23 protein-coding genes are annotated in these 20,792 nt (G+C 68.6%); 16 read left to right on the top strand and 7 right to left on the bottom strand.

The window, feature by feature from the left end; genetic code table 11:
• Positions 1-101 precede the first annotated feature (101 nt).
• Both G6N51_RS09745 and G6N51_RS09740 read left to right on the top strand, forming a co-directional pair.
• Positions 102-617 carry a hypothetical protein gene (locus G6N51_RS09745; RefSeq protein ID WP_083169159.1) on the top strand — a complete coding sequence of 172 codons (516 nt, stop codon included), beginning with the start codon at positions 102-104 and terminating at the stop codon, positions 615-617.
• A gap of 175 nt (positions 618-792) precedes the next feature.
• Complete coding sequence (locus G6N51_RS09740; RefSeq protein ID WP_083169160.1) at positions 793-1,290, top strand: hypothetical protein; 498 nt, start codon at positions 793-795, stop codon at positions 1,288-1,290.
• On the opposite strand, the gene G6N51_RS09735 is transcribed toward G6N51_RS09740, so the two are convergent.
• The 3 genes from G6N51_RS09735 to G6N51_RS09725 all read right to left on the bottom strand — a co-directional run bounded on the left by G6N51_RS09735 (position 1,284) and on the right by G6N51_RS09725 (position 3,158).
• Positions 1,284-2,168, bottom strand: a complete 885-nt coding sequence (locus tag G6N51_RS09735; RefSeq protein ID WP_083169161.1) for a sigma-70 family RNA polymerase sigma factor — start codon at positions 2,166-2,168, stop codon at positions 1,284-1,286. The two genes, G6N51_RS09740 and G6N51_RS09735, sit on opposite strands and share 7 nt — an antisense overlap.
• Complete coding sequence (locus G6N51_RS09730; protein WP_083169163.1) at positions 2,165-2,764, bottom strand: carboxymuconolactone decarboxylase family protein; 600 nt, start codon at positions 2,762-2,764, stop codon at positions 2,165-2,167. The genes G6N51_RS09735 and G6N51_RS09730 overlap by 4 nt, the downstream gene beginning before the upstream one ends.
• A gap of 79 nt (positions 2,765-2,843) precedes the next feature.
• Positions 2,844-3,158 carry a type II toxin-antitoxin system VapB family antitoxin gene (locus tag G6N51_RS09725; RefSeq protein WP_083169165.1) on the bottom strand — a complete coding sequence of 105 codons (315 nt, stop codon included), beginning with the start codon at positions 3,156-3,158 and terminating at the stop codon, positions 2,844-2,846.
• Positions 3,159-3,363: 205 nt separating this feature from the next.
• Here G6N51_RS09725 and hrcA point away from each other — a divergent pair, with 205 nt between their 5' ends.
• From hrcA to era, 8 genes are all read left to right on the top strand, one after another.
• A complete protein-coding gene (gene hrcA, locus G6N51_RS09720) occupies positions 3,364-4,395 on the top strand; it encodes a heat-inducible transcriptional repressor HrcA (RefSeq protein ID WP_083169167.1) in 1,032 nt (343 codons plus the stop codon).
• A gap of 58 nt (positions 4,396-4,453) precedes the next feature.
• Positions 4,454-5,599, top strand: coding sequence for a molecular chaperone DnaJ (gene dnaJ, locus G6N51_RS09715; RefSeq protein WP_083169169.1), 1,146 nt, complete (start codon positions 4,454-4,456; stop codon positions 5,597-5,599).
• An 18-nt stretch (positions 5,600-5,617) separates the two neighbouring features.
• Entirely contained in the window at positions 5,618-6,379 is a 762-nt protein-coding gene (locus tag G6N51_RS09710; RefSeq protein WP_083169171.1) for a 16S rRNA (uracil(1498)-N(3))-methyltransferase, read from the top strand.
• A gap of 97 nt (positions 6,380-6,476) precedes the next feature.
• Positions 6,477-7,538, top strand: coding sequence for a PhoH family protein (locus G6N51_RS09705; protein WP_083169173.1), 1,062 nt, complete (start codon positions 6,477-6,479; stop codon positions 7,536-7,538).
• A gap of 20 nt (positions 7,539-7,558) precedes the next feature.
• A complete protein-coding gene (gene ybeY / locus G6N51_RS09700) occupies positions 7,559-8,092 on the top strand; it encodes an rRNA maturation RNase YbeY (RefSeq protein ID WP_083169174.1) in 534 nt (177 codons plus the stop codon).
• Entirely contained in the window at positions 8,089-9,387 is a 1,299-nt protein-coding gene (locus tag G6N51_RS09695; RefSeq protein ID WP_083169176.1) for a hypothetical protein, read from the top strand. Before ybeY ends, G6N51_RS09695 begins: the two co-directional genes overlap by 4 nt.
• Positions 9,384-10,697, top strand: a complete 1,314-nt coding sequence (locus G6N51_RS09690; protein ID WP_083169178.1) for a hemolysin family protein — start codon at positions 9,384-9,386, stop codon at positions 10,695-10,697. Before G6N51_RS09695 ends, G6N51_RS09690 begins: the two co-directional genes overlap by 4 nt.
• An 18-nt stretch (positions 10,698-10,715) precedes the next feature.
• The gene (gene era, locus G6N51_RS09685) at positions 10,716-11,615 is read left to right on the top strand and encodes a GTPase Era (protein WP_083169180.1); all 900 of its coding nucleotides are present in this window, start codon (positions 10,716-10,718) and stop codon (positions 11,613-11,615) included.
• Between the two features lie 82 nt (positions 11,616-11,697).
• Here the strand turns inward: era and G6N51_RS09680 are convergent, their stop codons facing one another.
• Positions 11,698-13,194, bottom strand: a complete 1,497-nt coding sequence (locus G6N51_RS09680; RefSeq protein WP_083169182.1) for an amidase — start codon at positions 13,192-13,194, stop codon at positions 11,698-11,700.
• A 62-nt stretch (positions 13,195-13,256) separates the two neighbouring features.
• Between G6N51_RS09680 and recO the strand changes: the two genes are divergently transcribed.
• Genes recO through G6N51_RS09665 form a run of 3 tightly spaced genes read left to right on the top strand, consistent with a single transcriptional unit; the run spans position 13,257 to position 15,363 of the window.
• Entirely contained in the window at positions 13,257-14,048 is a 792-nt protein-coding gene (recO, locus tag G6N51_RS09675) for a DNA repair protein RecO (protein WP_083169184.1), read from the top strand.
• Complete coding sequence (locus G6N51_RS09670; protein ID WP_083169186.1) at positions 14,041-14,934, top strand: decaprenyl diphosphate synthase; 894 nt, start codon at positions 14,041-14,043, stop codon at positions 14,932-14,934. Before recO ends, G6N51_RS09670 begins: the two co-directional genes overlap by 8 nt.
• Positions 14,935-15,363 (top strand): hypothetical protein, encoded by a 429-nt coding sequence (locus G6N51_RS09665; protein ID WP_083169188.1) that lies wholly within the window; start codon positions 14,935-14,937, stop codon positions 15,361-15,363. It abuts the gene before it with no gap.
• A gap of 4 nt (positions 15,364-15,367) precedes the next feature.
• Here the strand turns inward: G6N51_RS09665 and G6N51_RS09660 are convergent, their stop codons facing one another.
• The 3 genes from G6N51_RS09660 to G6N51_RS09650 all read right to left on the bottom strand — a co-directional run bounded on the left by G6N51_RS09660 (position 15,368) and on the right by G6N51_RS09650 (position 17,322).
• Positions 15,368-16,369 carry an alpha/beta fold hydrolase gene (locus tag G6N51_RS09660; protein WP_083169190.1) on the bottom strand — a complete coding sequence of 334 codons (1,002 nt, stop codon included), beginning with the start codon at positions 16,367-16,369 and terminating at the stop codon, positions 15,368-15,370.
• 138 nt (positions 16,370-16,507) lie between these two features.
• On the bottom strand, positions 16,508-16,900 hold the full coding sequence (locus G6N51_RS09655) for a Fur family transcriptional regulator (protein WP_083169192.1): 393 nt from the start codon (positions 16,898-16,900) through the stop codon (positions 16,508-16,510).
• Complete coding sequence (locus G6N51_RS09650; RefSeq protein WP_083169271.1) at positions 16,897-17,322, bottom strand: ArsR/SmtB family transcription factor; 426 nt, start codon at positions 17,320-17,322, stop codon at positions 16,897-16,899. Before G6N51_RS09650 ends, G6N51_RS09655 begins: the two co-directional genes overlap by 4 nt.
• 178 nt (positions 17,323-17,500) lie before the next feature.
• On the opposite strand from G6N51_RS09650, the gene G6N51_RS09645 reads away from it, so the two are divergent.
• The 3 genes from G6N51_RS09645 to G6N51_RS09635 all read left to right on the top strand — a co-directional run bounded on the left by G6N51_RS09645 (position 17,501) and on the right by G6N51_RS09635 (position 20,789).
• Positions 17,501-18,898: a glycine--tRNA ligase gene (locus G6N51_RS09645; RefSeq protein ID WP_083169273.1), complete on the top strand. Its 1,398-nt coding sequence runs from the start codon at positions 17,501-17,503 to the stop codon at positions 18,896-18,898.
• Positions 18,899-19,117: 219 nt separating this feature from the next.
• On the top strand, positions 19,118-20,320 hold the full coding sequence (locus G6N51_RS09640) for a PPE family protein (RefSeq protein ID WP_083169194.1): 1,203 nt from the start codon (positions 19,118-19,120) through the stop codon (positions 20,318-20,320).
• Positions 20,321-20,486: 166 nt separating this feature from the next.
• On the top strand, positions 20,487-20,789 hold the full coding sequence (locus G6N51_RS09635) for a hypothetical protein (protein WP_232078306.1): 303 nt from the start codon (positions 20,487-20,489) through the stop codon (positions 20,787-20,789).
• Positions 20,790-20,792: the final 3 nt, after the last annotated feature.

Here is a 20,792-nt window from a genome sequence, read left to right as displayed (position 1 = left end):
GCACCAACTACACCGTGCTCACGCGGAACCGTGTGGGGGACAAGATCACTGAAATCCCGCCGCGGTGCAGGCGTGTCGAAGGGGGAACCGTGAAAGAAGCCATGAAGACCGTGAAAACTCTTGCCACCGGCGTGGCGGCGTTCGCCGTCGTAGGGGGAGCCGCCGGTGGCGTTTTCGTCGCGGCACCGATGGACCAGGTGCAGCTGGCCGCGCTCGGCGCGCCGTTACCGCAGGACCCGCCACCACCGCCGCCGGCCCCGGGAGCCCTGCCGACCGCCGAGCAGCTGGTGACCCTGTGCAACCAGGCCACCGATCCCGGCGTCTCGTACACGACCAAGAACAATCTCGTCGAGAACGGCATCAGCCCCGACGAGGGCCACGTCGCCGACCACGACCTGCGAAAGGCTTACCGCAACGGGAACTTTCCGGAGACCTTCGCCGTGACGAACATCGCGCCGGCCGGCCCGAACATGGCCCAGGCCGACGTGGCCATCTCGGGTCCGAGGTTTGCCGGGCCGGTGCAAAAGCACCTGGTGTTCGTCAACCAGGGGGGCAACTGGATCCTGCAGCACGACGCCGCGATCGCCCTGATCCAGGCCGCGACGGCGACGAACTAGGCACCCGGTATTCTGGGCGGCCACACAGTCTGCGCACAGGTTGTGCATGTTGTCTTCATATGGCCCGGTCGTAACGTAGCCGTGCCGCAATGCGAAACAACAGCAGTACAGGGCGCGCTGAGACCACGCCAGATGTGTGGATCCGTTCAGATTCGTGCCCGTCGAAGGGGGAACCATGAAAACCGTTAAGTTGCTCGCCACCAGCGCAGCGGCCTTCGCCGTCATCGGAGGCGCCGCCGCCGGCGTTGCCTCCACCGCGGCGCCCGCGGATCAGGTGCGGCTCGCCGCGTTCGGCGCGCCGTTGCCGCAGGACCCGGCCCTGGCCGCCGACGTCCCGACCGCCGACCAGCTGACCGGTGTGCTGAACAGCCTGGCCGACCCGAGCGTCTCCTTCTCCAGCAAGAGCAACCTGGTGCAGGGTGGCATCAGCGGGATCGAGGCGCACGTCGCCGACAAGAAGCTGCAGAAGGCGGCCAAGAACGGTGACCTGCCCCTGTCGTTCGACGTCACGAACATCCAGCCGGCCGCGGCCGGTTCGGCGACCGCCGACGTCGCGGTCTCCGGTCCGAAGCTCACGTCGCCGGTGACCCAGAGTGTCACGTTCGTCAACCAGGGCGGCTGGGTGCTGTCGCGGGCGTCGGCGATGGAGCTGCTGCAGGCCGCCGGTCAGTGATCGGCGCGCGGCTCGCGCGGGCCTGATCGGGCGGCGCGAGCGACGCGTACGGGGTCGGCCAGCACGTCGATCGAGGCGATCAGGCCGTCGCGCACGACGAAGCCCATGATCGCTGTCGCGCGGCCGGCGGCAAAGATCACCGCCCCCGCCGCGCCGTTGACGGTCGCGGCGCGCACCTGGCGATCCGGGCCCGCGTAGCCGCGGGCCAGCTTCGCCACGGCGGACGCGCCCTCGGTGCGGAAACCTGTGGTGCCGGGCCCGAAGTCGCCGCGCAACACCACGTCGGGGTGGAGCACCGCTACCAGGCGGTCGAAGTCGCCGCTTCGGCCCGCCGCGAAGAAGGCGTCCACCGCCTCCCGCTGGGCGACCATGTCACCGTCGGGAGCCGGGTCGGCCTCTTCGATGCGCCGGCGTGCGCGGCTGGCCAGCTTGCGGGTCGCCTCCGGCGTCCGGCCGACGATGGGCGCGATCTGATCGAACGGCACGGCGAACACGTCGTGCAGGACAAACGCCAGGCGCTGCTCCGGCGGCAGCGTGTCCAGCACCACGAACAACGCCAGCCCGACCGAGTCGGCCAGCATCGCCCGGTGTTCGGGGTCGAACTCGTCCTCGGCCTCCACGATCGGATCCGGCAGGGCCACGGTCCGGCCGCGCGTGCGGCGGTCGCGCAGCATGTTCAACGAGATGCGGGCCACCACGGTGGTCAGCCACGCGTCCAGGTTGGCGATACCGTCGCTACCGGTGCCGCTCAGCCGCAGCCACGCTTCCTGCACGGCGTCCTGGGCGTCGTCGATCGAGCCCAGCATGCGGTAGGCGATGGCGCCCAGCTGCGGTCGCGCCGCCTCGAAACGCGCCGCGACGGACGCGTCCACCCTCACGCGCCACCGGCGGTATCGGGGATGGCGCAGACCCGGTTGCCGGAGAAGCCGGACGAGCCGATCCCGAGCGCCAGGTTGAAGCGCGCGCGCAGATTGCCCAGCGTGATGACGTGGGTGAGCCCGACGAGCTGGGCGGTGTCGAAATGCGCGCGCAACGCGTCGAAAAGCTCGTCGCTGACCTCGACGGGGGTCCGGCTGATCGCGGTGGCGTATTCGAGGATCAGCTTGTCGACGTCGGAGAAGCACGCGGCGTTTCGATAGTCCGACAGGGCGAGCAGTTCCTCGTCGGTGATGCCCCACTGGCGGGCGATCTGTGAACCGAGGTCGATGCAGTACTCGCAGCGCACCGTCGTCGCCGATTTCAGCTCCGCGAGCGCGCGGTGCCGGGGGCTGAGGATGTCCAGCTTCGATTCGGCCTGCTCGAGCCGCCCGTATGCGCTGAGCAGCCGGGGGATGTGCGCGTACATCCGCAGCGGCTCCAGCATCCCGGCCGTCTGCAGACCGGTCATCTGCGCCAGCTTGCGCTTGGTGAAGAAGAAGGCGATCTTGGCCCCCAGGCCGGCGTCGCGGTCGGAGACCCCTGGCAACCGGGACATGGTGATCCTCCCTAGCAGGTTGCGGTGTGAACTAACGTCCTCACCCAGTCGACACCCGCCGGCGCGCAAACGTGACCGGTTACCGGGGCGCCCCCGGCGCCATGTCCATGTCGAACACCCGGGCATGCAGCACGGTGCGATTCCGCAGCGCCGCCCGGACCGCCCGGTGCAGGCCGTCCTCGAGATAGGTGACGCCCTTCCACCGCACCGCGTGCGGGAACAGGTCGCCGTAGAAGGTCGAGTCCTCCGAAAGCAGGCGGTCCAGCGCGAGCACCGTCGTGGTGGTGACCAGCTCGTCGAGCCGGATCTGTTGCGGCGGAATCTGGGACCAGTCCCGGTAGGACAGCCCGTGCTCGGGATACGGCTTGCCGTCGCGCACGCCCTTGAAGATCATGGGCCGATCTTCCGCGACGCGATGCCAGGACCGGACCGGTTCATGCTGGACAGGCTAGCCCGAAGACGCGTCGGCGGCGTCGATGCCGCCCGAATCGCGGGGGCGCCGCCGACGGACCGCCCCGACGGCCGCCGCTGGTAACGCTTAGCACGACTCGAGACCCGTAAAATGGACCGGTCAACGCGGTGCAGGGAGGTGACAACGAGTGGGAAGTGCCGACGAGCGTCGCTTCGAGGTGCTGCGGGCCATCGTCGCCGATTTCGTTGCCACCAAGGAATCTATCGGTTCCAAGAGCCTGGTGGAGCGTCACAACTTGGGCGTCTCGTCCGCGACGGTCCGCAACGACATGGCGGTGCTGGAGGCCGAGGGCTACATCACCCAGCCGCACACCAGCTCCGGGCGCGTCCCCACGGAGAAGGGCTACCGCGAGTTCGTCGACCGGCTGCACGACGTCAAGCCGTTGTCGTCGGCCGAGCGGAGCGCGATCCTGAGCTTCCTCGAGTCCGGCGTCGACCTCGACGACGTGCTGCGCCGGGCGGTGCGGCTGCTGGCCCAGCTGACCCGCCAGGTGGCCGTGGTGCAGTACCCGACGCTGACGTCGTCCACCGTGCGCCACCTCGAAGTGATCGCCCTGACCCCGGCCCGGCTGCTGATGGTGGTCATCACCGACACCGGCCGCGTGGATCAGCGCGTCGTCGAACTGGGCGACGTCATCGACGATCACCAGCTGTCTCAGCTGCGCGAGATGCTCGGCCAGGCGTTGGTCGGCAAGAAGCTCTCGGCGGCCTCGATCGCGGTGGCCGACCTGGCCGGACAGCTCCGCGCCCCGGACGGCCTGGGCGACGCCGTCGGCCGGTCGGCGACGGTGCTGCTGGAGTCGCTGGTGGAACACACCGAAGAACGCTTGCTGATGGGCGGCACCGCCAACCTCACGCGCAACGCCGCCGATTTCGGCGGCTCGCTGCGCTCCATCCTGGAAGCGCTCGAGGAGCAGGTGGTGGTGCTGCGGTTGCTGGCCGCCCAGCAGGAAGCCGGTAAGGTGACGGTGCGAATCGGCCATGAGACCGCCGCCGAGGAAATGGCGGGGACCTCGATGGTGACCACCGCCTACGGCACCTCCGACACCGTCTTCGGTGGGATGGGTGTGCTGGGGCCCACCCGGATGGACTATCCGGGAACTATTGCCAGCGTCGCCGCGGTTGCCCTTTATATCGGCGAAGTCCTGGGTGCTCGATGAACGCGCACCCGCAGCATGCGCAGGCGCGGGATAAGGACCAGGTTTAGGAGAGTCAGGCGTGGCACGCGACTATTACGGGCTGCTCGGCGTGAGCAGAAACGCCGGCGACGCGGAGATCAAGCGCGCGTACCGCAAGTTGGCGCGCGAGTTGCATCCCGACGTCAACCCGGATGAGGCCGCACAGGCGAAGTTCAAGGAGATCAGCGTCGCCTACGAGGTGCTGAGCGACCCCGAGAAACGGCGCATCGTCGACCTGGGTGGTGATCCGTTGGAGAACGCCGCGGCGGGCGGCGGCTTCGGCGGCGGTTTCGGCGGCCTGGGCGACGTGTTCGAGGCGTTCTTCGGCGGCGGCTTCAGCGGCGGCGCGGCCTCCCGCGGCCCCATGGGACGGGTGCGGCCCGGCTCGGACTCGCTGCTGCGGATGCGTCTGGACCTCGAAGAGTGCGCGACCGGGGTGACCAAGCAGGTCACCGTCGACACCGCGGTGCTCTGTGATCGCTGCCAGGGCAAGGGCACCAACGGTGATTCGGTGCCGGTCCCGTGCGACACGTGCGGCGGCCGCGGCGAGGTACAGACGGTGCAGCGCTCGCTGCTGGGCCAGGTGATGACCTCGCGGCCCTGTCCCACCTGCCGCGGCGTCGGTGTCGTCATCCCCGACCCCTGCCATCAGTGCATGGGTGACGGCCGGGTGCGGGCCCGCCGTGAGATCAGCGTCAAGATCCCCGCCGGGGTCGGCGACGGCATGCGGGTGCGGCTCGCCGCCCAGGGCGAGGTCGGGCCCGGGGGTGGGCCGGCCGGCGACCTGTACGTCGAGGTGCACGAGCAGCCGCACGACGTCTTCGTGCGCGAAGGTGACGACCTGCACTGCACGGTGTCGGTGCCCATGGTCGACGCGGCTCTGGGCGCCACCATCACCATCGACGCCATCCTGGACGGCATCAGCGAGGTCGCCATTCCGCCCGGCACGCAACCGAATTCGGTCATCGCGCTGCGTGGCCACGGGATGCCGCACCTACGCTCGGGCACCCGGGGTGATCTGCACGTCCACGTCGAGGTGGTGGTGCCCACCCGGCTGGACCACCACGACACCGAACTGCTGCGCGAGCTGAAGACCCGCCGCAGCCGCGACGTGCCCGAGGTCCGCTCCACGCACGGGGGCGGTGGGCTGTTCAGCCGGCTGCGCGAAACCTTCACCGGTCGCTGAGTCGCCGGGGCCCCGCACATGGTGGCGACGCTGTTCTACGTCGACGCGCTGCCCGATGTCGGCTCGCTGGCCGTCCTCGAGGGTGACGAGGGGTTCCACGCCGCCACCGTCCGCCGGATCCGTCCCGGCGAACAACTGGCCCTCGGCGACGGGGCCGGCGGCCTGGCGCACTGCGAGGTCGAGCACGCCGGTCGCGACGGCCTGCGGGCCCGGGTGCTGAAGCGCTGGAGCGTCGCGCCCGCCCGGCCGGCGGTAACCGTGGTCCAGGCGCTGCCGAAGTCCGACCGCTCGGAGTTGGCCGTCGAGCTGGCCACCGAGGCCGGCGCCGACGCGTTCCTGGCCTGGCAGGCGGCCCGGTGCGTGGCGAGTTGGCAGGGCGCCCGCGCGGACAAGGGCCTGCGCCGGTGGCGTGCCGTCGCCCGTTCGGCGGCCCGGCAATCCCGGCGGGCGCACATCCCGCCCGTCGACGGCGTGCTGTCCACCGCGCAGCTGGCCCAGCGGATCCGCGACGAGGTGGCCGCCGGGGCGGTGGTGCTGGCGTTGCACGAGTCGGCGACCGGCCCGCTGACCGGCATCGACGTGGCGCACGCGAACGCGTTGCTGCTGGTCGTGGGTCCCGAAGGCGGCATCGCGCCCGACGAGATCGCCGCGCTGACCCAGGCCGGGGCGACACCGGTGCGGCTGGGCCCCCAGGTGCTGCGCACGTCGACCGCCGCGGCGGTGGCCCTGGGGGCGCTCGGGGTGCTCACCCCGCGATGGGACGAGGCTTCGAGCCTGTAAATCCGCGGCTGAAAGCTGACCAACGTGGGGCCCGGGCGTAGACTGAGGCAGCCGAGCAAACCACCGACAAGCCGAGAAAGCAGGCATCGAGAGCCACGTGACGCCCCGCGAGACCAGCGCTGTTGACGCAGCCGGAGGCCTCCAGGCCAACGCCGCCCAGGTACGCAGCAGCATCGATGTTCCGCCCGATGTCGTCGTCGGCTTGTTGGGCTCGGCAGACGAAAACCTCCGCGCGTTGGAACGCAGCCTGAACGCCGACCTGCACGTGCGTGGCAACGCCGTGACGGTCTCGGGTGAGTCGGCCGACGTCGCGCTGGCCGAGCGGGCGATCACCGAGCTGGTCGCGATCGTCGCCAACGGTCAGCCGCTGACGCCGGAGGTGGTTCGCCACAGCGTCGCCATGCTGGCCGGCACCGACAACGAGTCGCCGGCCGAAGTGCTCACCCTGGACATCCTGTCGCGGCGCGGCAAGACGATCCGGCCCAAGACGCTCAACCAGAAGCGTTACGTCGACGCGATCGACGCCAACACCATCGTCTTCGGGGTCGGTCCGGCCGGCACCGGCAAGACCTATCTGGCGATGGCCAAAGCGGTCAGCGCGCTGCAGACCAAGCAGGTCAACCGCATCATCCTGACCCGCCCGGCGGTGGAAGCCGGTGAGCGCCTTGGCTTTTTGCCGGGCACACTGAGCGAGAAGATCGACCCGTACCTGCGGCCGCTGTATGACGCGCTGTACGACATGATGGATCCCGAGCTGATCCCGAAGCTGATGTCGGCCGGGGTCATCGAGGTGGCGCCGCTGGCGTATATGCGTGGCCGCACGCTGAATTCGGCTTTCATCGTGCTCGACGAGGCGCAGAACACCACGGCCGAGCAGATGAAGATGTTCCTCACCCGGCTGGGCTTCGGGTCGAAGATGGTCATCACCGGGGACATCACGCAGGTCGATCTTCCCGGCGGCGCCAGGTCGGGCCTGCGGTCGGCGATCGAGATCCTGGACAGCGTCGAGGACATCCATATCGCGGAGCTGACCAGTGTGGACGTGGTGCGCCACCGGCTGGTCTCCGAAATCGTCGACGCCTACGCGAAATTCGAAGAGCCCGGGCTGGCGATGAACCGGGCGGCCCGGCGGGCGTCGGGCTCCCGCGGGCGCCGGTGATCGAGTGCGGCGAGCATCATATGAGCATTGAGGTATCCAACGAGTCGGGCGTCGACGTCTCCGAGGCGGAGTTGATCAGCGTCGCCCGGTTCGTCATCGCCAAGATGGACGTCAACCCGGCGGCCGAACTGTCGATGGTGCTGCTGGACACCGCGGCGATGGCCGACCTGCACATGCGCTGGATGGACCTGCCCGGGCCGACGGACGTGATGAGTTTCCCGATGGACGAGCTCGAGCCGGGTGGACGGCCCGACGCCCCGGAGCCGGGACCGTCGATGCTGGGCGACATCGTGTTGTGCCCGGAATTCGCGGCCGGGCAGGCCGACGCGGCGGGCCACAGCCTGGGGCACGAGTTGGCGTTGCTGACCATCCACGGCGTGCTCCATCTGCTGGGCTACGACCACGGCGAGCCGGACGAGGAAAAAGAGATGTTCGCCCTTCAGGGCCGGTTGCTCGAGGAGTGGGTGGCCGAGCAGGTCGAGGCCTACCGGCAGGACCGTCAACTGGAGCGGGATCGCCGGTTGCTGGACAAGTCGAGGTATTTCGACAATTGAGCCGACTTCAACTCGCGGGGATCGCGGCCGCAGCCGCCGTAGCGTTGGCACCGTTTTCGGTGGTGGCCGGCACGATCGGGGTGGCCGAGGCGGCTCCGTGCGCCGGCGCGGGATCGAACCCCACCAGCTGCCAGTGGTGTCAATATCTGGTGGCGCAGTATCACACCTCCAACGTGTGCTCCCAGTCCGCGCCGCCCCGCCGGGCTCAGCCGTCGCCGAGCGAGGCGCCGGTGCAGCTTCCGGCGCTCCCCCCGTACGAGCCGCCCAACACGGAGCCGGTGCACGCGCCGCCGGTCATCCCGCCGAATCTGCCGCCCGCCAACACGGTTCCGACGATCAATGCGGCGGGCCCCGACGCGTCCAGAAATGTCTCGGTGGTGGCACCGCCACGGGGGCTGGACGTCCCGCCGCCGGCCGTCGCGGCGGCCAAGGCCGCACCGCCGATGCGCGTCAATCCCGCCGACCCGCCGAAGCCGCCGCAGCAGATCGACTTCAACCAGCGGGTGCAGAACGTCGTCAGCACCCACCGGGAGAACGTTGACGTCCTCAAGGTCGACAACCAGCGGCTGATCCGGCCGCGGCACTGGGACTACGTCGACTACGACGACGCCTATCGCCGTCCGGCCCTGTACAACCCGCTGAATCAGGCGATGACGTTCCACTACTCCTACAACGGTGCCGACCGGGAGGCATACCTGCCGGCCGGTACCCGCATCTTGCTCGATGCCGCCACCGTCGGCGTGGTCCCGTTCACCGCTGTCGGCGACGGCTGGGTGGCGTCGGGCAGCTTCTATGGCGGGGGCTCGGTGCCGCCCGTCGGCTTCAACGGCCCCCCACCCCCGGACTACCGGCAGCCGGAACCGCCGAAGGTGTATCAGAACGTCTTGGTCGCCGTCCCCGCCGCCAACCAGACCGTGGAAGTCGGCCAGGTCTCGGTGGTGGGCATGGACAACAGCCAACCGGCCGGCAGCCGGGACACGATCTTCCTGCTGGACGACTCCACCCTGGCCTGGGGTCAGATCAACGACTCCAGCAGCGCCAGCGCCCAAATCAGGGTGACCAAGACTCAGTCGCTGCCGGGTGTGGGCCCGACCGACGACGGCAACTTCCTGGTGGTGCTGGGTGTTCGCCCGCACGAGGAGCCCACTCAACCCGCCCAGCCCTGGTGGCCCTCGGCCCTGGGCTACGGGGCGTTGGGGGTGGTCGTGGGCCTCACCGCCTGGGCTCTCAACCGGAAGCGGAGTGACGACGACGTAGGGGAGCCCGTCACCACGTCAAGGTCTTCCGGCAATTGACCGGCCTGTCCTGGCTGCTCGGCGCGCTGGCGCTGATCGCCATCGGCGGGATGTTCGCGGCTATCGACGCCGCCATCAGCACGGTGTCGCTGGCCCGGGTCCAGGAACTGGTGCGCGAGGAGCGGCCCGGCGCCGTGTCGCTGGCCGAGGTGATGGCCGAGCGGCCGCGCTACATCAACCTGGTCGTGCTGCTGCGGATCACCTGCGAGATCACCGCGACCGTGCTGCTGGTGCTGTTCCTCTACGACAACTTCGGCCTGAATTGGGCGTTGTTCGGCGCTGCGGCGACCATGGTGGTGATGAGCTTCGTCGTCATCGGGGTCGGCCCGCGCACCCTGGGCCGCCAGCATGCGTATTCCATCTCGTTGGCGACGGCCGTTCCGCTGCGGCTCATTTCGTGGTTGCTGATGCCGCTCAGCCGGTTGCTGGTGGTCCTGGGTAACGCGCTCACGCCCGGCCGCGGCTTGCGCAACGGGCCGTTCGCATCCGAGATCGAACTCCGCGAGGTCGTCGACCTGGCCCAGCAGCGCGGCGTGGTCGCCGCCGACGAACGCCGGATGATCGAGTCGGTCTTCGAACTCGGCGACACCCCGGCCCGCGAGGTGATGGTGCCGCGCACCGAGATGATCTGGATCGAAAGCGACAAGCTTGCCAGTCAGGCGTTGAACCTCGCGGTCCGCAGCGGGCATTCCCGGCTCCCGGTGATCGGCGAGAACGTCGACGACATCGTCGGGGTCGTGTACCTCAAAGACCTTGTGCAGCAGAGCTTTCTTTCGGGTGACCGGGGTCGGGGCATCACGGTCGCGCAGGTGATGCGCCCGGCCGTGTTCGTGCCGGACTCCAAGCCCCTGGACACGCTGCTGCGCGAAATGCAGCGCGATCGCAACCACATGGCACTCTTGGTCGACGAGTACGGCGCGATAGCCGGCCTGGTCAGCATCGAGGACGTGCTGGAGGAAATCGTCGGCGAGATCGCCGACGAGTACGACCAGGCGGAGACGGCGCCGATCGAAGACTTGGGCGACAAGCGTTTTCGCGTTTCGGCGCGGCTGCCGATCGAAGACCTCGGTGAGCTGTACGACGTGGAATTCGACGACGATCTCGACGTCGATACCGTCGGCGGTCTGCTCGCGCTGGAATTGGGCCGGGTTCCGCTGCCCGGTGCCGAGGTGGTCTCACACGGCCTGCGCCTGCAAGCCGAGGGCGGCACCGACCATCGGGGGCGGGTACGGGTCGGCACCGTCCTGCTGAGCCCGGCCGAGCCCGAGTCCAACGGCTCCGGCGACCGTGAGGCCGAAGAGCATGGCTGAGCGCCGGGACGCCGGGGCATGACCGAATTCCGTTCCGGCTTCGTCTGTCTGGTCGGCCGGCCGAACACCGGCAAGTCGACGCTGACCAACGCCCTGGTGGGCACCAAGGTGGCGATCACCTCGACGCGGCCCCAGACCACCCGGCACACCATTCGCGGGATCGTGCACCGGGACAACTTCCAGATCATCCTCGTCGACACACCCGGCCTGCATCGGCCGCGCACCCTGCTGGGCAAGCGCCTCAACGACTTGGTCCGCGACACCTACGGCGAGGTGGACGTGATCGGCTTGTGCATCCCGGCCGACGAGGCGATCGGTCCCGGCGACAGGTGGATCGTGGACCAGATCCGTTCGACCGCACCGAAAACGACGCTGGTGGCCATCGTCACCAAGATCGACAAGGTCCCGAGGGACCGGGTGGCCGCCCAGCTGGTCGCCGTCAGCGACCTCGTTGGCAGTTCGGCCGAAATCGTCCCGGTGTCGGCAACCACCGGCGAGCAGGTGGACGTTCTGATCGACGTGCTCGTGGCGGCGCTGCCGGAGGGCCCGGCGTACTACCCCGACGGCGAACTGACCGACGAACCCGAAGAGACGCTGATGGCCGAGCTCATCCGCGAGGCAGCCCTCGAGGGCGTCCGCGACGAGCTGCCGCATTCACTGGCGGTGGTCATCGACGAGGTCAACCCGAGGGAGGACCGCGACGACCTGATCGATGTGCACGCCATCCTCTACGTCGAGCGGGACAGCCAGAAAGGCATCGTCATCGGCAAAGGCGGCGCCCGACTGCGGGAAGTCGGGACCGCGGCTCGCGGGCAGATCGAGAAGCTGCTGGGCACCAAGGTCTACCTCGAGCTGCGCGTCAAGGTGGCCAAGAACTGGCAAAGCGACCCCAAACAGCTTGGTCGGCTGGGCTTTTAACGCGCCACGCGGTGCTGCACGGCGATTGGCAAACCCGAAGCCGCAAGCGAAGTCAACATTCCGCGCTGTGCCGCTTGGGGCTTCACCGTGACGGCGTGGCGCCGGCCACCGGCGGCGTGCCCGTCTCGGCGTTCCACCACATCGTCGGCTGCTTGGTCGACCACCCGCACACGGCCTCCAGTTCGGCGGCCAGCGAGATCAGCATGCCCTCGCTGTTTGCGGGCCCCATCAACTGCACACCGATCGGCAGCCCCTCGGAGGTGAACCCGGCCGGCACGTTGATCGACGGCCAGCCCAGCACGTTCCATGCGAAGGTGGCCGGGCAGGCGGCGACCATCGCGCGATCGGTGCCGAAGCCGCTCAACCGGTCGAAGGCGCGCGCCAGCGGTGGCGGTTGGGCGGTGGTCGGAGCCAGGACGACATCGACGATGTCGAAGATCGAACCCACCCGCCGCTGGGCGGCGGCTTCGTGCCGCCGCGCCGTGCGCAGGATCGCCTGACCCAGGACGTGACCCACGCGCAGGTTCGACAACGTGCGGGGGTCCAGGATCACCCCGTCGCCCAGACGCTCCTCCCAATCCCGCAGCCCGGCGGTGGACCGGGCGAGGAAGTCCCACGACAGCCGCAGGCCGTAGTCGGGGTTGCCCGGCACGACGGTGTGCCCGAGCAGCTCGAGCTGTCTGGCCACGGCTCGCGTCGCGGCCAGGATCTCAGGATGCAGCTTGGGCCGAAAACCGGTGTACGGGAACCGGGTTGACAGCGCGATATTCAGCGGGCCGGGCGCGATACCGACATAGTCGGACGCGGTGATCGGGGGCGGCTTGTGCCGGTCGCCCTCGACGTTGCCCGACGCGGCGTCGAGCACCAGTGCCGCGTCGGCCACCGTCCGGGCCAGCACGCCGTTGACCGTGATGCCGTTGAACGCCTCGGGCAGTGGCCAGGTGGAGATGCGGCCACGCTGCGGCTTGATACCCACCAGGTGCGTCCACGCGGCGGGGATGCGGACGCTGCCGGCGCCGTCGGAGCCGATCGCGGCGGTGACCAGTCCCGCGGCCACCGCGGCCGCGCTGCCCCCGGACGAGCCGCCCGGGGTGTGCCGGCGCGACCAGGGGTTGCGGGTATGCCCGAATCCGGGTCCGCTGGTGAACGGCCACTGGCCCAGTTCGCAGGTATTGGTCTTGCCCACGATCACCGCGCCCGCGGCCTTCAGGCGGCGAACCACCTCGGCGTCGTGGGTGGCGGGCGCGACATATCCCTCGGTGCCGAATGCGGTCGGCACCCCGGCGATGTCGACGTCGTCCTTGACCGCGATCGGGATGCCCAGCAACGGCGCCGTGTCGCCGGCCTGCCGCCGGCGATCGGCGGCCGCCGCGGCGGCCAGCGCCGACTCGGTGAGCACCACGCGGAAGGCGTTCAACGTCGGCTGGCTCGCGTGGATGGCATGCAGGGAGCGCCGCACCAGTGTGACGGAGGTCACCGAGCGACTCGCCAGCTGATACAGCAGGTCAGTCAGGGTGGGCAGACGCTGGCCGCCGGATCCGGAAACGGACCCGGTACTCGACTCGGAAGCGCCAATCACGGGGTACGAGACTAACCGGCGCGGATACCAGCATTGTCGCGGCGGGGTGCAAAACTATTGTGATGCGGCTGTATCGAGACCGGGCGGTGGTGTTGCGCCAGCACAAGCTCGGCGAGGCCGACCGGATCGTCACCCTGCTCACCCGCGATCACGGGCTGGTTCGGGCGGTGGCAAAGGGTGTTCGCCGCACCCGCAGCAAATTCGGGGCGCGGCTGGAGCCGTTCGCGCACATCGACGCGCAACTGCATCCCGGCCGCAACCTCGACATCGTCACCCAGGTCGTCTCGATCGACGCGTTCGCCACCGACATCGTCAGCGACTACGGCCGCTATACCTGTGGATGCGCGATGCTGGAAACCGCCGAACGCCTCGCCGGTGAGGAGCGGGCCCCCGCCCCGGACCTGCACCGGCTCACGGTGAGCGCACTGCGGGCGGTGGCCGACGGCCGCCGGTCCCGGGACCTGCTGCTGGACGCCTACCTGCTGCGCGCCATGGGCATCGCCGGATGGGCGCCGGCGCTGACCGAGTGCGCCCGGTGCGCCACACCCGGGCCGCACCGCGCGTTTCACGTCGGCGCCGGGGGCAGCGTCTGCACACACTGCCGTCCGGCCGGTTCGACGACACCGCCGCCGGGCGTGCTGGATCTGATGTCGGCGCTGCACGACGGCGATTGGGAGTTCGCCGACAAGGCCCCGCAATCGCACCGCAGCTACGTCAGCGGGCTGGTGGCCGCCCACCTGCAGTGGCATCTGGAACGGCAGCTCAAAACGTTGCCACTGGTGGAACGGACGTATCACGCCGACCGCACCATCGCCGAACGACGCGCAACGCTTGTCGAGCAGGACTGTGGCTAGCAAGGCTGAGAGGAGGGGGGCGTCCGCCGTCTTCCCGCAGCTACCGCCCGCCCCCGACGACTATCCGGTCTTCCCCGAGCGGACGACGTGGCCGGTCGTCTTTCCCGAACTGCCGCCGTCGGCGGACGGTGGGCCGTGCCGGCCGCCACAGCACGTCTCGAAAGCCGCCGCACCCCGGATCCCGGCCGATCGATTGCCCAACCATGTGGCGATCGTGATGGACGGCAACGGCCGGTGGGCCACCCAACGAGGGCTGACCCGTACCGACGGCCACAAAGCGGGTGAGGCGGTGGTCATCGACATCGTCTGTGGTGCTATCGAAATCGGGATCAAGTGGCTCAGCCTCTATGCCTTCTCCACCGAGAATTGGAAGCGATCCCCGGAGGAAGTCCGCTTCCTGATGGGCTTCAACCGCGATGTGGTGCGCATGCGCCGCGTGAACCTCAGGACGATAGGGGTCAAGATCCGCTGGGTGGGGTCGCGTCCACGCCTGTGGCGCAGCGTGATCAATGAATTGGCGATCGCGGAGGAGATGACGAAGGACAACGACGTCATCACCGTGAACTACTGCGTCAACTACGGGGGCCGCGCCGAAATCGCCGAGGCCACAAAGGAAATTGCGCGCCTGGCCGCCGCCGGCCGGCTGAACCCGGAGCGCATCACCGAGGCGACGGTGGCCCAGCACCTGCAGCGGCCCGACATCCCCGACGTGGATCTTTTCCTGCGAAGCTCGGGGGAGCAGCGGTCCAGCAATTTCATGCTGTGGCAGGCCGCGTACGCCGAATACATCTTCCAGGACAAATTATGGCCCGACTACGACCGCCGCGACCTATGGGCGGCCTGCGAGGAATACGCTTCCCGCAACAGAAGATTCGGGAGCGCCTGAATGCCCTCACTGCAGGAACGCCTGGCGTCGGTCCTCGGCGAAGTCCTCCCGGTTCAGGAGGAGCCCGACGGCGCGCTGACGGTGCGCCACGGCGGGACCATCGCGTCGTTGCGGGTGGTGAACATCGCCGACGACCTCGACCTGGTGTCGCTCACCCAGGTCGTGGCCTGGGACCTGCCGCTGACCAAGAAGATCGGCGACCAGGTCGCCAGGCAGGCCCGCGACAGCAACTTCGGCAGCGTCACGCTCGTCGAGAAGATCAACGAGAAGGCTGTGCAACGTAATTCGGGCAAGGGCACGGCCAAAAGCGCCGACGTGATGCTGCGCTATAACTTTCCCGGCGGCGGCCTCACCGACGACGCCCTGCGCACGCTGATTCTGCTGGTGCTGGATACCGGTGCCGGTATCCGGAGCGCGCTCACGGGTTAGGGCTTTAGGACACCGCCGCTTCGGTCGGCGCGACGGCTACCGATCCCCGGCCGTCTTCCCCGGCGCGGGTCTGCAGCAACGAGCGTAAGAGGTCTTGGTCGTGCTGAGCCGGCCGCGTCGCGTCGACGAACCGCTCGATGACTTCGACGAAGCGATCGGGGTTGTCTTTGAACGGCATGTGCCCGGAGTTTTCGAAGATCTCTAAGCGTGACCCGGGCATCGCCTCGTGGGCTATCCGGGCATGGTCTACCGGGATGACGAAGTCGTCTTCGCCCCAGATCACCTGCACCGGAATGGGTTGCGCGAGATAGCTTCGGTCCAGCATCGTGACGAATTGGCCGCGCCTGTCCACTACCGAACGCAAGGTGCGCGCGAACGCCGACAATGCGCGCGCGTCCTGGAAGCCCTCGAGCAGATTCACCACATCGGCGACGTCGTGCCCGAGGTTGTTGGGGCCCAGCACGTTAGCCATGGCCCGCCCGAAGAGTCGGATCGCCGGCATCACACCCGGCATGCGCAGCATCGCCAAGGTCTCGCTGCCCAACGGCATCGCCGCCAACCGCAGCGCCACGCTGACCTCCTGCGCCACGCCGCCGCTGCTGACCAGCACGATGCGCTCTACCAGCTGGGGGTACTGATAGGCGAATTGCATTGCGACACCGCCACCGAACGAATGCCCGACCACGGTGACACGGTCAATGTCAAGCGCGGCAAGCAGGTCGCGCATGCCGTTCGCGAAGGCCGCCAACGAGTAGTCGGCACGTGGTTTCTCCGACTCCCCGTGGCCCAGCAGATCGGGCGCGATGACGGTGAACCGGCGCGCAAGTTTGGCGTGGACAGGTTCCCATGCCGTGGACTTGTCGCCGACGCCGTGGATCAGCAGCAGGGCCGGGCCCGACCCGGCGACCCGGAACGCACGCCGGTAGCCATGGATGGTGCGAAATTGCAGTGACGGAGCCTCGTCTGTGCGTACGGGCCGCAGATGGGGCGATCGGTGGTTCCGCATGTTGCTCTCACTTCCCTAGAGTTCCTGCTGGTATCGGCCCGTGGGCCACTCAGGGGTAGGAGCACGCGCCGGGCGCGTGTCGGACACTTTTTTCAGAACTTTTTTTCGCCGCGCCGCGGTCGGCGGGCTCGGGTCAACCTAGGACCCGCACTGTGCACACGTGCCGAAGATCTCGATGGTGTGGCTGACGTCGGAATAGCCGTGCTTGGCCGCGACTTGCGCCGCCCACTCCTCGACCTCGTGGTCGCCCACTTCGATGGTGGAACCGCAGCCCCGGCAGACCAGATGGTGATGGTGGTGTTCGGAGCATCTGCGGTAGACCGACTCGCCCGTGTCGGTGCGCAGCGTGTCGACCATCCCCGCCGCCGCCATCGACTGCAGCGTGCGGTAGACGGTGGTCAGCCCGATGTTCTCGCCGCGGCGGCGCAGCTCGTCGTGCAACTCCTGCGCCGAGCGGAAGTCGTCGAGGGTGTCCATCAGGGTGGAGATCGCCGCCCGCTGACGGGTCGAGCGCACGCTCGCGCCGGTCATTGCGGCGCGTCCTCGCTCGCGTGGGCGACGGCGTCCACGACGATGTGCGCCAGGTGATGGTCGACGAGCCGGTACAGCACCTCGCGACCGGAGCGCTCCCCGGCGACGACGCCGGCCGCCTTGAGAATCTTCAGGTGCTGGCTGACCAGTGGCTGGGGCACGCCGAGCGCGTCGACCAGCTCGTGTACGCAGCGGTGGGATTCGCGCAGCTGCAGCACGATGGCGATCCGCACGGGAGCGGCCAGCGCGCGCAGCAGCTCGCCCGCCGCGTCGAGAATTTCCCGCGGCGGCGGGATGGGGTAATCCGCCACCGCCCGGTGCCCGCCGGACGCCGACTCGTCGTGCTCGTGGGCAACGACGCTCACGGCCGATCCCGTGTCGCTATCGGCGGAGAGGGGAGCATCGCCATGGGAGAGAGTCATCACCTCGAGAAGTGCCAGGTAGTGGGGGAACCCGCCGGGAGGTATCGCGAGCGGCAGACTTCCACTGTCACATGCATGATGACGCATGTCAAAGACCGCGGCGCCGATCGCTACCATGACTGATGCTCTGCGCACGGCGGTCGACCGCCGCACGCGCCCGTTCGAACCCGGAAAGGGAGTGCACCACCCCGTGGCGTCCGTCATCGACACCGTAGTCAACCTGGCCAAACGGCGCGGCTTCGTCTTTCCTTCGGGGGAGATTTACGGCGGCACCCGGTCGGCGTGGGACTACGGCCCGCTGGGGGTGGAGCTCAAGGAGAACATCAAGAGGCAGTGGTGGCGCTCGGTGGTCACCGGGCGCGACGACGTCGTCGGAATCGATTCGTCGATCATCCTGCCGCGGCAGGTCTGGGTGGCGTCCGGCCACGTCGAGGTGTTCCACGACCCCCTGGTCGAGTGCCTGAACTGCCACCACCGGCATCGTCAGGACCACATGCAGGAGGCCTACGCGGCCAAGAAGGGGATCGACGACCCCGACTCGGTGCCGATGACCGAGATCGTCTGCCCCGATTGCGGCACCAAGGGACAGTGGACGGAACCGCGCGAGTTCAACATGATGCTCAAGACCTACCTCGGGCCGATCGAGACCGAGGAGGGCCTGCACTATCTGCGGCCCGAGACCGCGCAGGGCATCTTCGTCAACTTCGCCAACGTGGTGACCACCGCGCGCAAGAAGCCGCCGTTCGGTATCGGCCAGATCGGCAAGAGTTTTCGCAACGAAATCACGCCGGGCAACTTCATTTTCCGGACGCGCGAGTTCGAGCAAATGGAAATGGAGTTCTTCGTCGAACCGTCGACCGCGAAGGAATGGCACCAGTATTGGATTGACACCCGGCTGCAATGGTATGTCGAGCTGGGTATCGAACCGCAGAATCTGCGGTTGTTCGAGCACCCGGCCGAGAAGCTTTCGCACTACTCCGACCGCACGGTCGACATCGAGTACAAGTTCGGCTTCGCCGGCAACCCGTGGGGCGAGCTGGAAGGCGTCGCCAACCGGACCGATTTCGACTTGTCCACCCACGCAAAGCATTCCGGTGCCGACCTGTCGTACTACGACCAAGTCACCGATAGCCGGTACACGCCGTACGTCATCGAACCCGCAGCCGGTCTCACCCGGTCGTTCATGGCGTTTCTGATCGATGCCTACACCGAGGACCAGGCCCCCAACGCCAAGGGCGTGATGGAGAAGCGCACGCTGCTGCGGCTGGACCCGAGGTTGGCTCCGGTCAAGGCCGCCGTGCTGCCGCTGTCCCGGCACGCCGACTTGAGTCCCAAGGCTCGCGACCTGGCCGCCGAGTTGCGCACCTGCTGGAACATCGATTTCGACGACGCCGGCGCGATCGGCCGGCGCTACCGGCGCCAGGACGAGGTGGGAACGCCGTTCTGCGTGACGGTGGATTTCGATTCACTCGAAGACAACGCCGTCACGGTGCGCAACCGCGACGACATGACGCAGGAGCGGGTCGCGATGAATGCCGTGGCCGACTATCTCGCCGCGCGGCTCAAGGGTTGCTGACCGGGACCGGCACGGGCCCCGCCCGCGTCCCGACTTTGCCTGGTTGACCGGCCCGGACACCCCGGCGCCACGTAATTAAACGTTTAGTAAAAAACCGTTCTCGGGTAGCCCATTGGCTTAGGCTCAAGGCGAGTGTTCCTCACGTGTCTAGTCGCCGGGGGTGGTGTCGGTTCGTGTGGGTGTAGGTGCCGTTGACTCGGTCGGTGGGTTGGGGATGTGATGATTCCAGCTTTTCTTTTCTTCCCCCCCGAGATCAACTCTGCCCTGATGTATGGCGGCGCCGGGCCCGGCTCATTGTTGTCGGCGGCCTCGGCCTGGGAGGCGCTGGCCGCGGACTTGGCGGCCGCTGCCGCGTCGTTTGAGTCAGTTGTGACGGGAGTGGCCGCCGGTCCGTGGATGGGTCCCTCGTCGGCGGCGATGGTGGCGGCGTCGACGCCGTATCTGCAGTGGCTGATCTCGGCGGCCGGGCAGGCCGAGATGGCGGCCGCCCAGGCGACGGCGGCGGCGACGGCCTACGAGGCGGCGTTCATGGCGACGGTGCCCACCCCGGAGGTGATCGCCAACCGCCTCCGGTTGCTCATGCTGATCGCGACGAACTTCTTCGGTCAGAACACCCCGGCGATCGCGATGACCGAAATCGAGTACATGGAGATGTGGGCCCAGGACGTGGCCGCGATGGTGGGCTATCACGTCGGGGCGCAGACGGTGGCGGCGACGTTGCCGGCGTTCAGCGCCCCGCCGGTGGCCCTGGGTGGACTGGCGGGCCTGGTGACGGCGCCGCTGGACCTGGCCTCCCAGGCTTTCGGAGCGTTCTCGTCGCTGGGGGCCTCGTTCGTTTCCGAGCTGCAGTCGGTGCTGGGGGCGTTCTTCCCCGGCCTCTCGTCGGTGACGTCGTTGCTGTCGTCGATGCCGGTGACGACGATGACCGCGCTCGCGCCGATCGGGATGTATCCGGCGAGCGCGCTGATGTCGCCGATGATGGTGCTGGCCCACAGCGCCGGGCCGGCGACGGCTGGCGGCGTCACCACCGTGGCTGCGGAGGCTCCACTCGGCCCCGCGGGGGGAGCCCATGGGCTGCAGTCGATGGGCGGGCTGGGCGTGGCCACGGCGGGGTTGGGCACCGCGCGGTTCGTGGGGGCGATTACGGTGCCGCCGACCTGGCAGGGGTCGATGCCGGTGCCGGCAGTGCTGACGAGTCTCGCGGTGCCGGCGTTGGGCACCCAGCTACCCACCCCGATCGCGGCCGGGGGATCGCCCTCCGCGTCGTCCTCACCCGCCGGATCGACATCGGCCATGGCCATGGCGATGGACGATCGGGGCACCGAGCCGGACAAGACCGACCGGAGGGGGCGCCGCGGCGGGGAGAACCCCCACGTGGTGCAGTCGCGGCCCAAGGTGGTGCCGCGGACCAAGGGCGGCTGAGGCCGGACCACCGCCATTCGCGTACGCCCTGCTGGGCCGGGCATACGCTTACCAAAAGCAAATCGATGTTTTTCGGGTATTTGTCGTGAGTTTGGCTTACGATATGCCTGCTTGGTGTTATTGGGTTCGGCCACAGCGTCCGAAATCGGCTGTGGAAGGGGGCAACATGCTTTTGCCTCTTGGTCCGCCGCTACCAGATGACTCGGTGTCGGCGGTTCGGGGTGAGTCGGGGATGCTCGGCGGCCTGTCGGTTCCGCTCAATTGGGGCGTGGCCGTGCCGCCGGACGACTACGACCACTGGGCGCCGAAGCCGGAAACGGGAGCCGACACCGTCGACGCGGCGGCCGACGCCCCGGTCGCGGACCCCAATCAGTGGACCGAATGGAAGCGGTGGGACGGCGAAGCCGAACCCCACTTCGAAATGCCGCGCAGCGGGGGCGTGATCCCGCATTCACCGGCCGCCGGCTGACGG

Source organism: Mycobacterium paraseoulense (assembly GCF_010731655.1).
Lineage (GTDB): Bacteria > Actinomycetota > Actinomycetes > Mycobacteriales > Mycobacteriaceae > Mycobacterium > Mycobacterium paraseoulense.
Note: the sequence above shows the minus strand (reverse complement) of the source record. Positions and strands in the feature narration are given on the sequence as shown.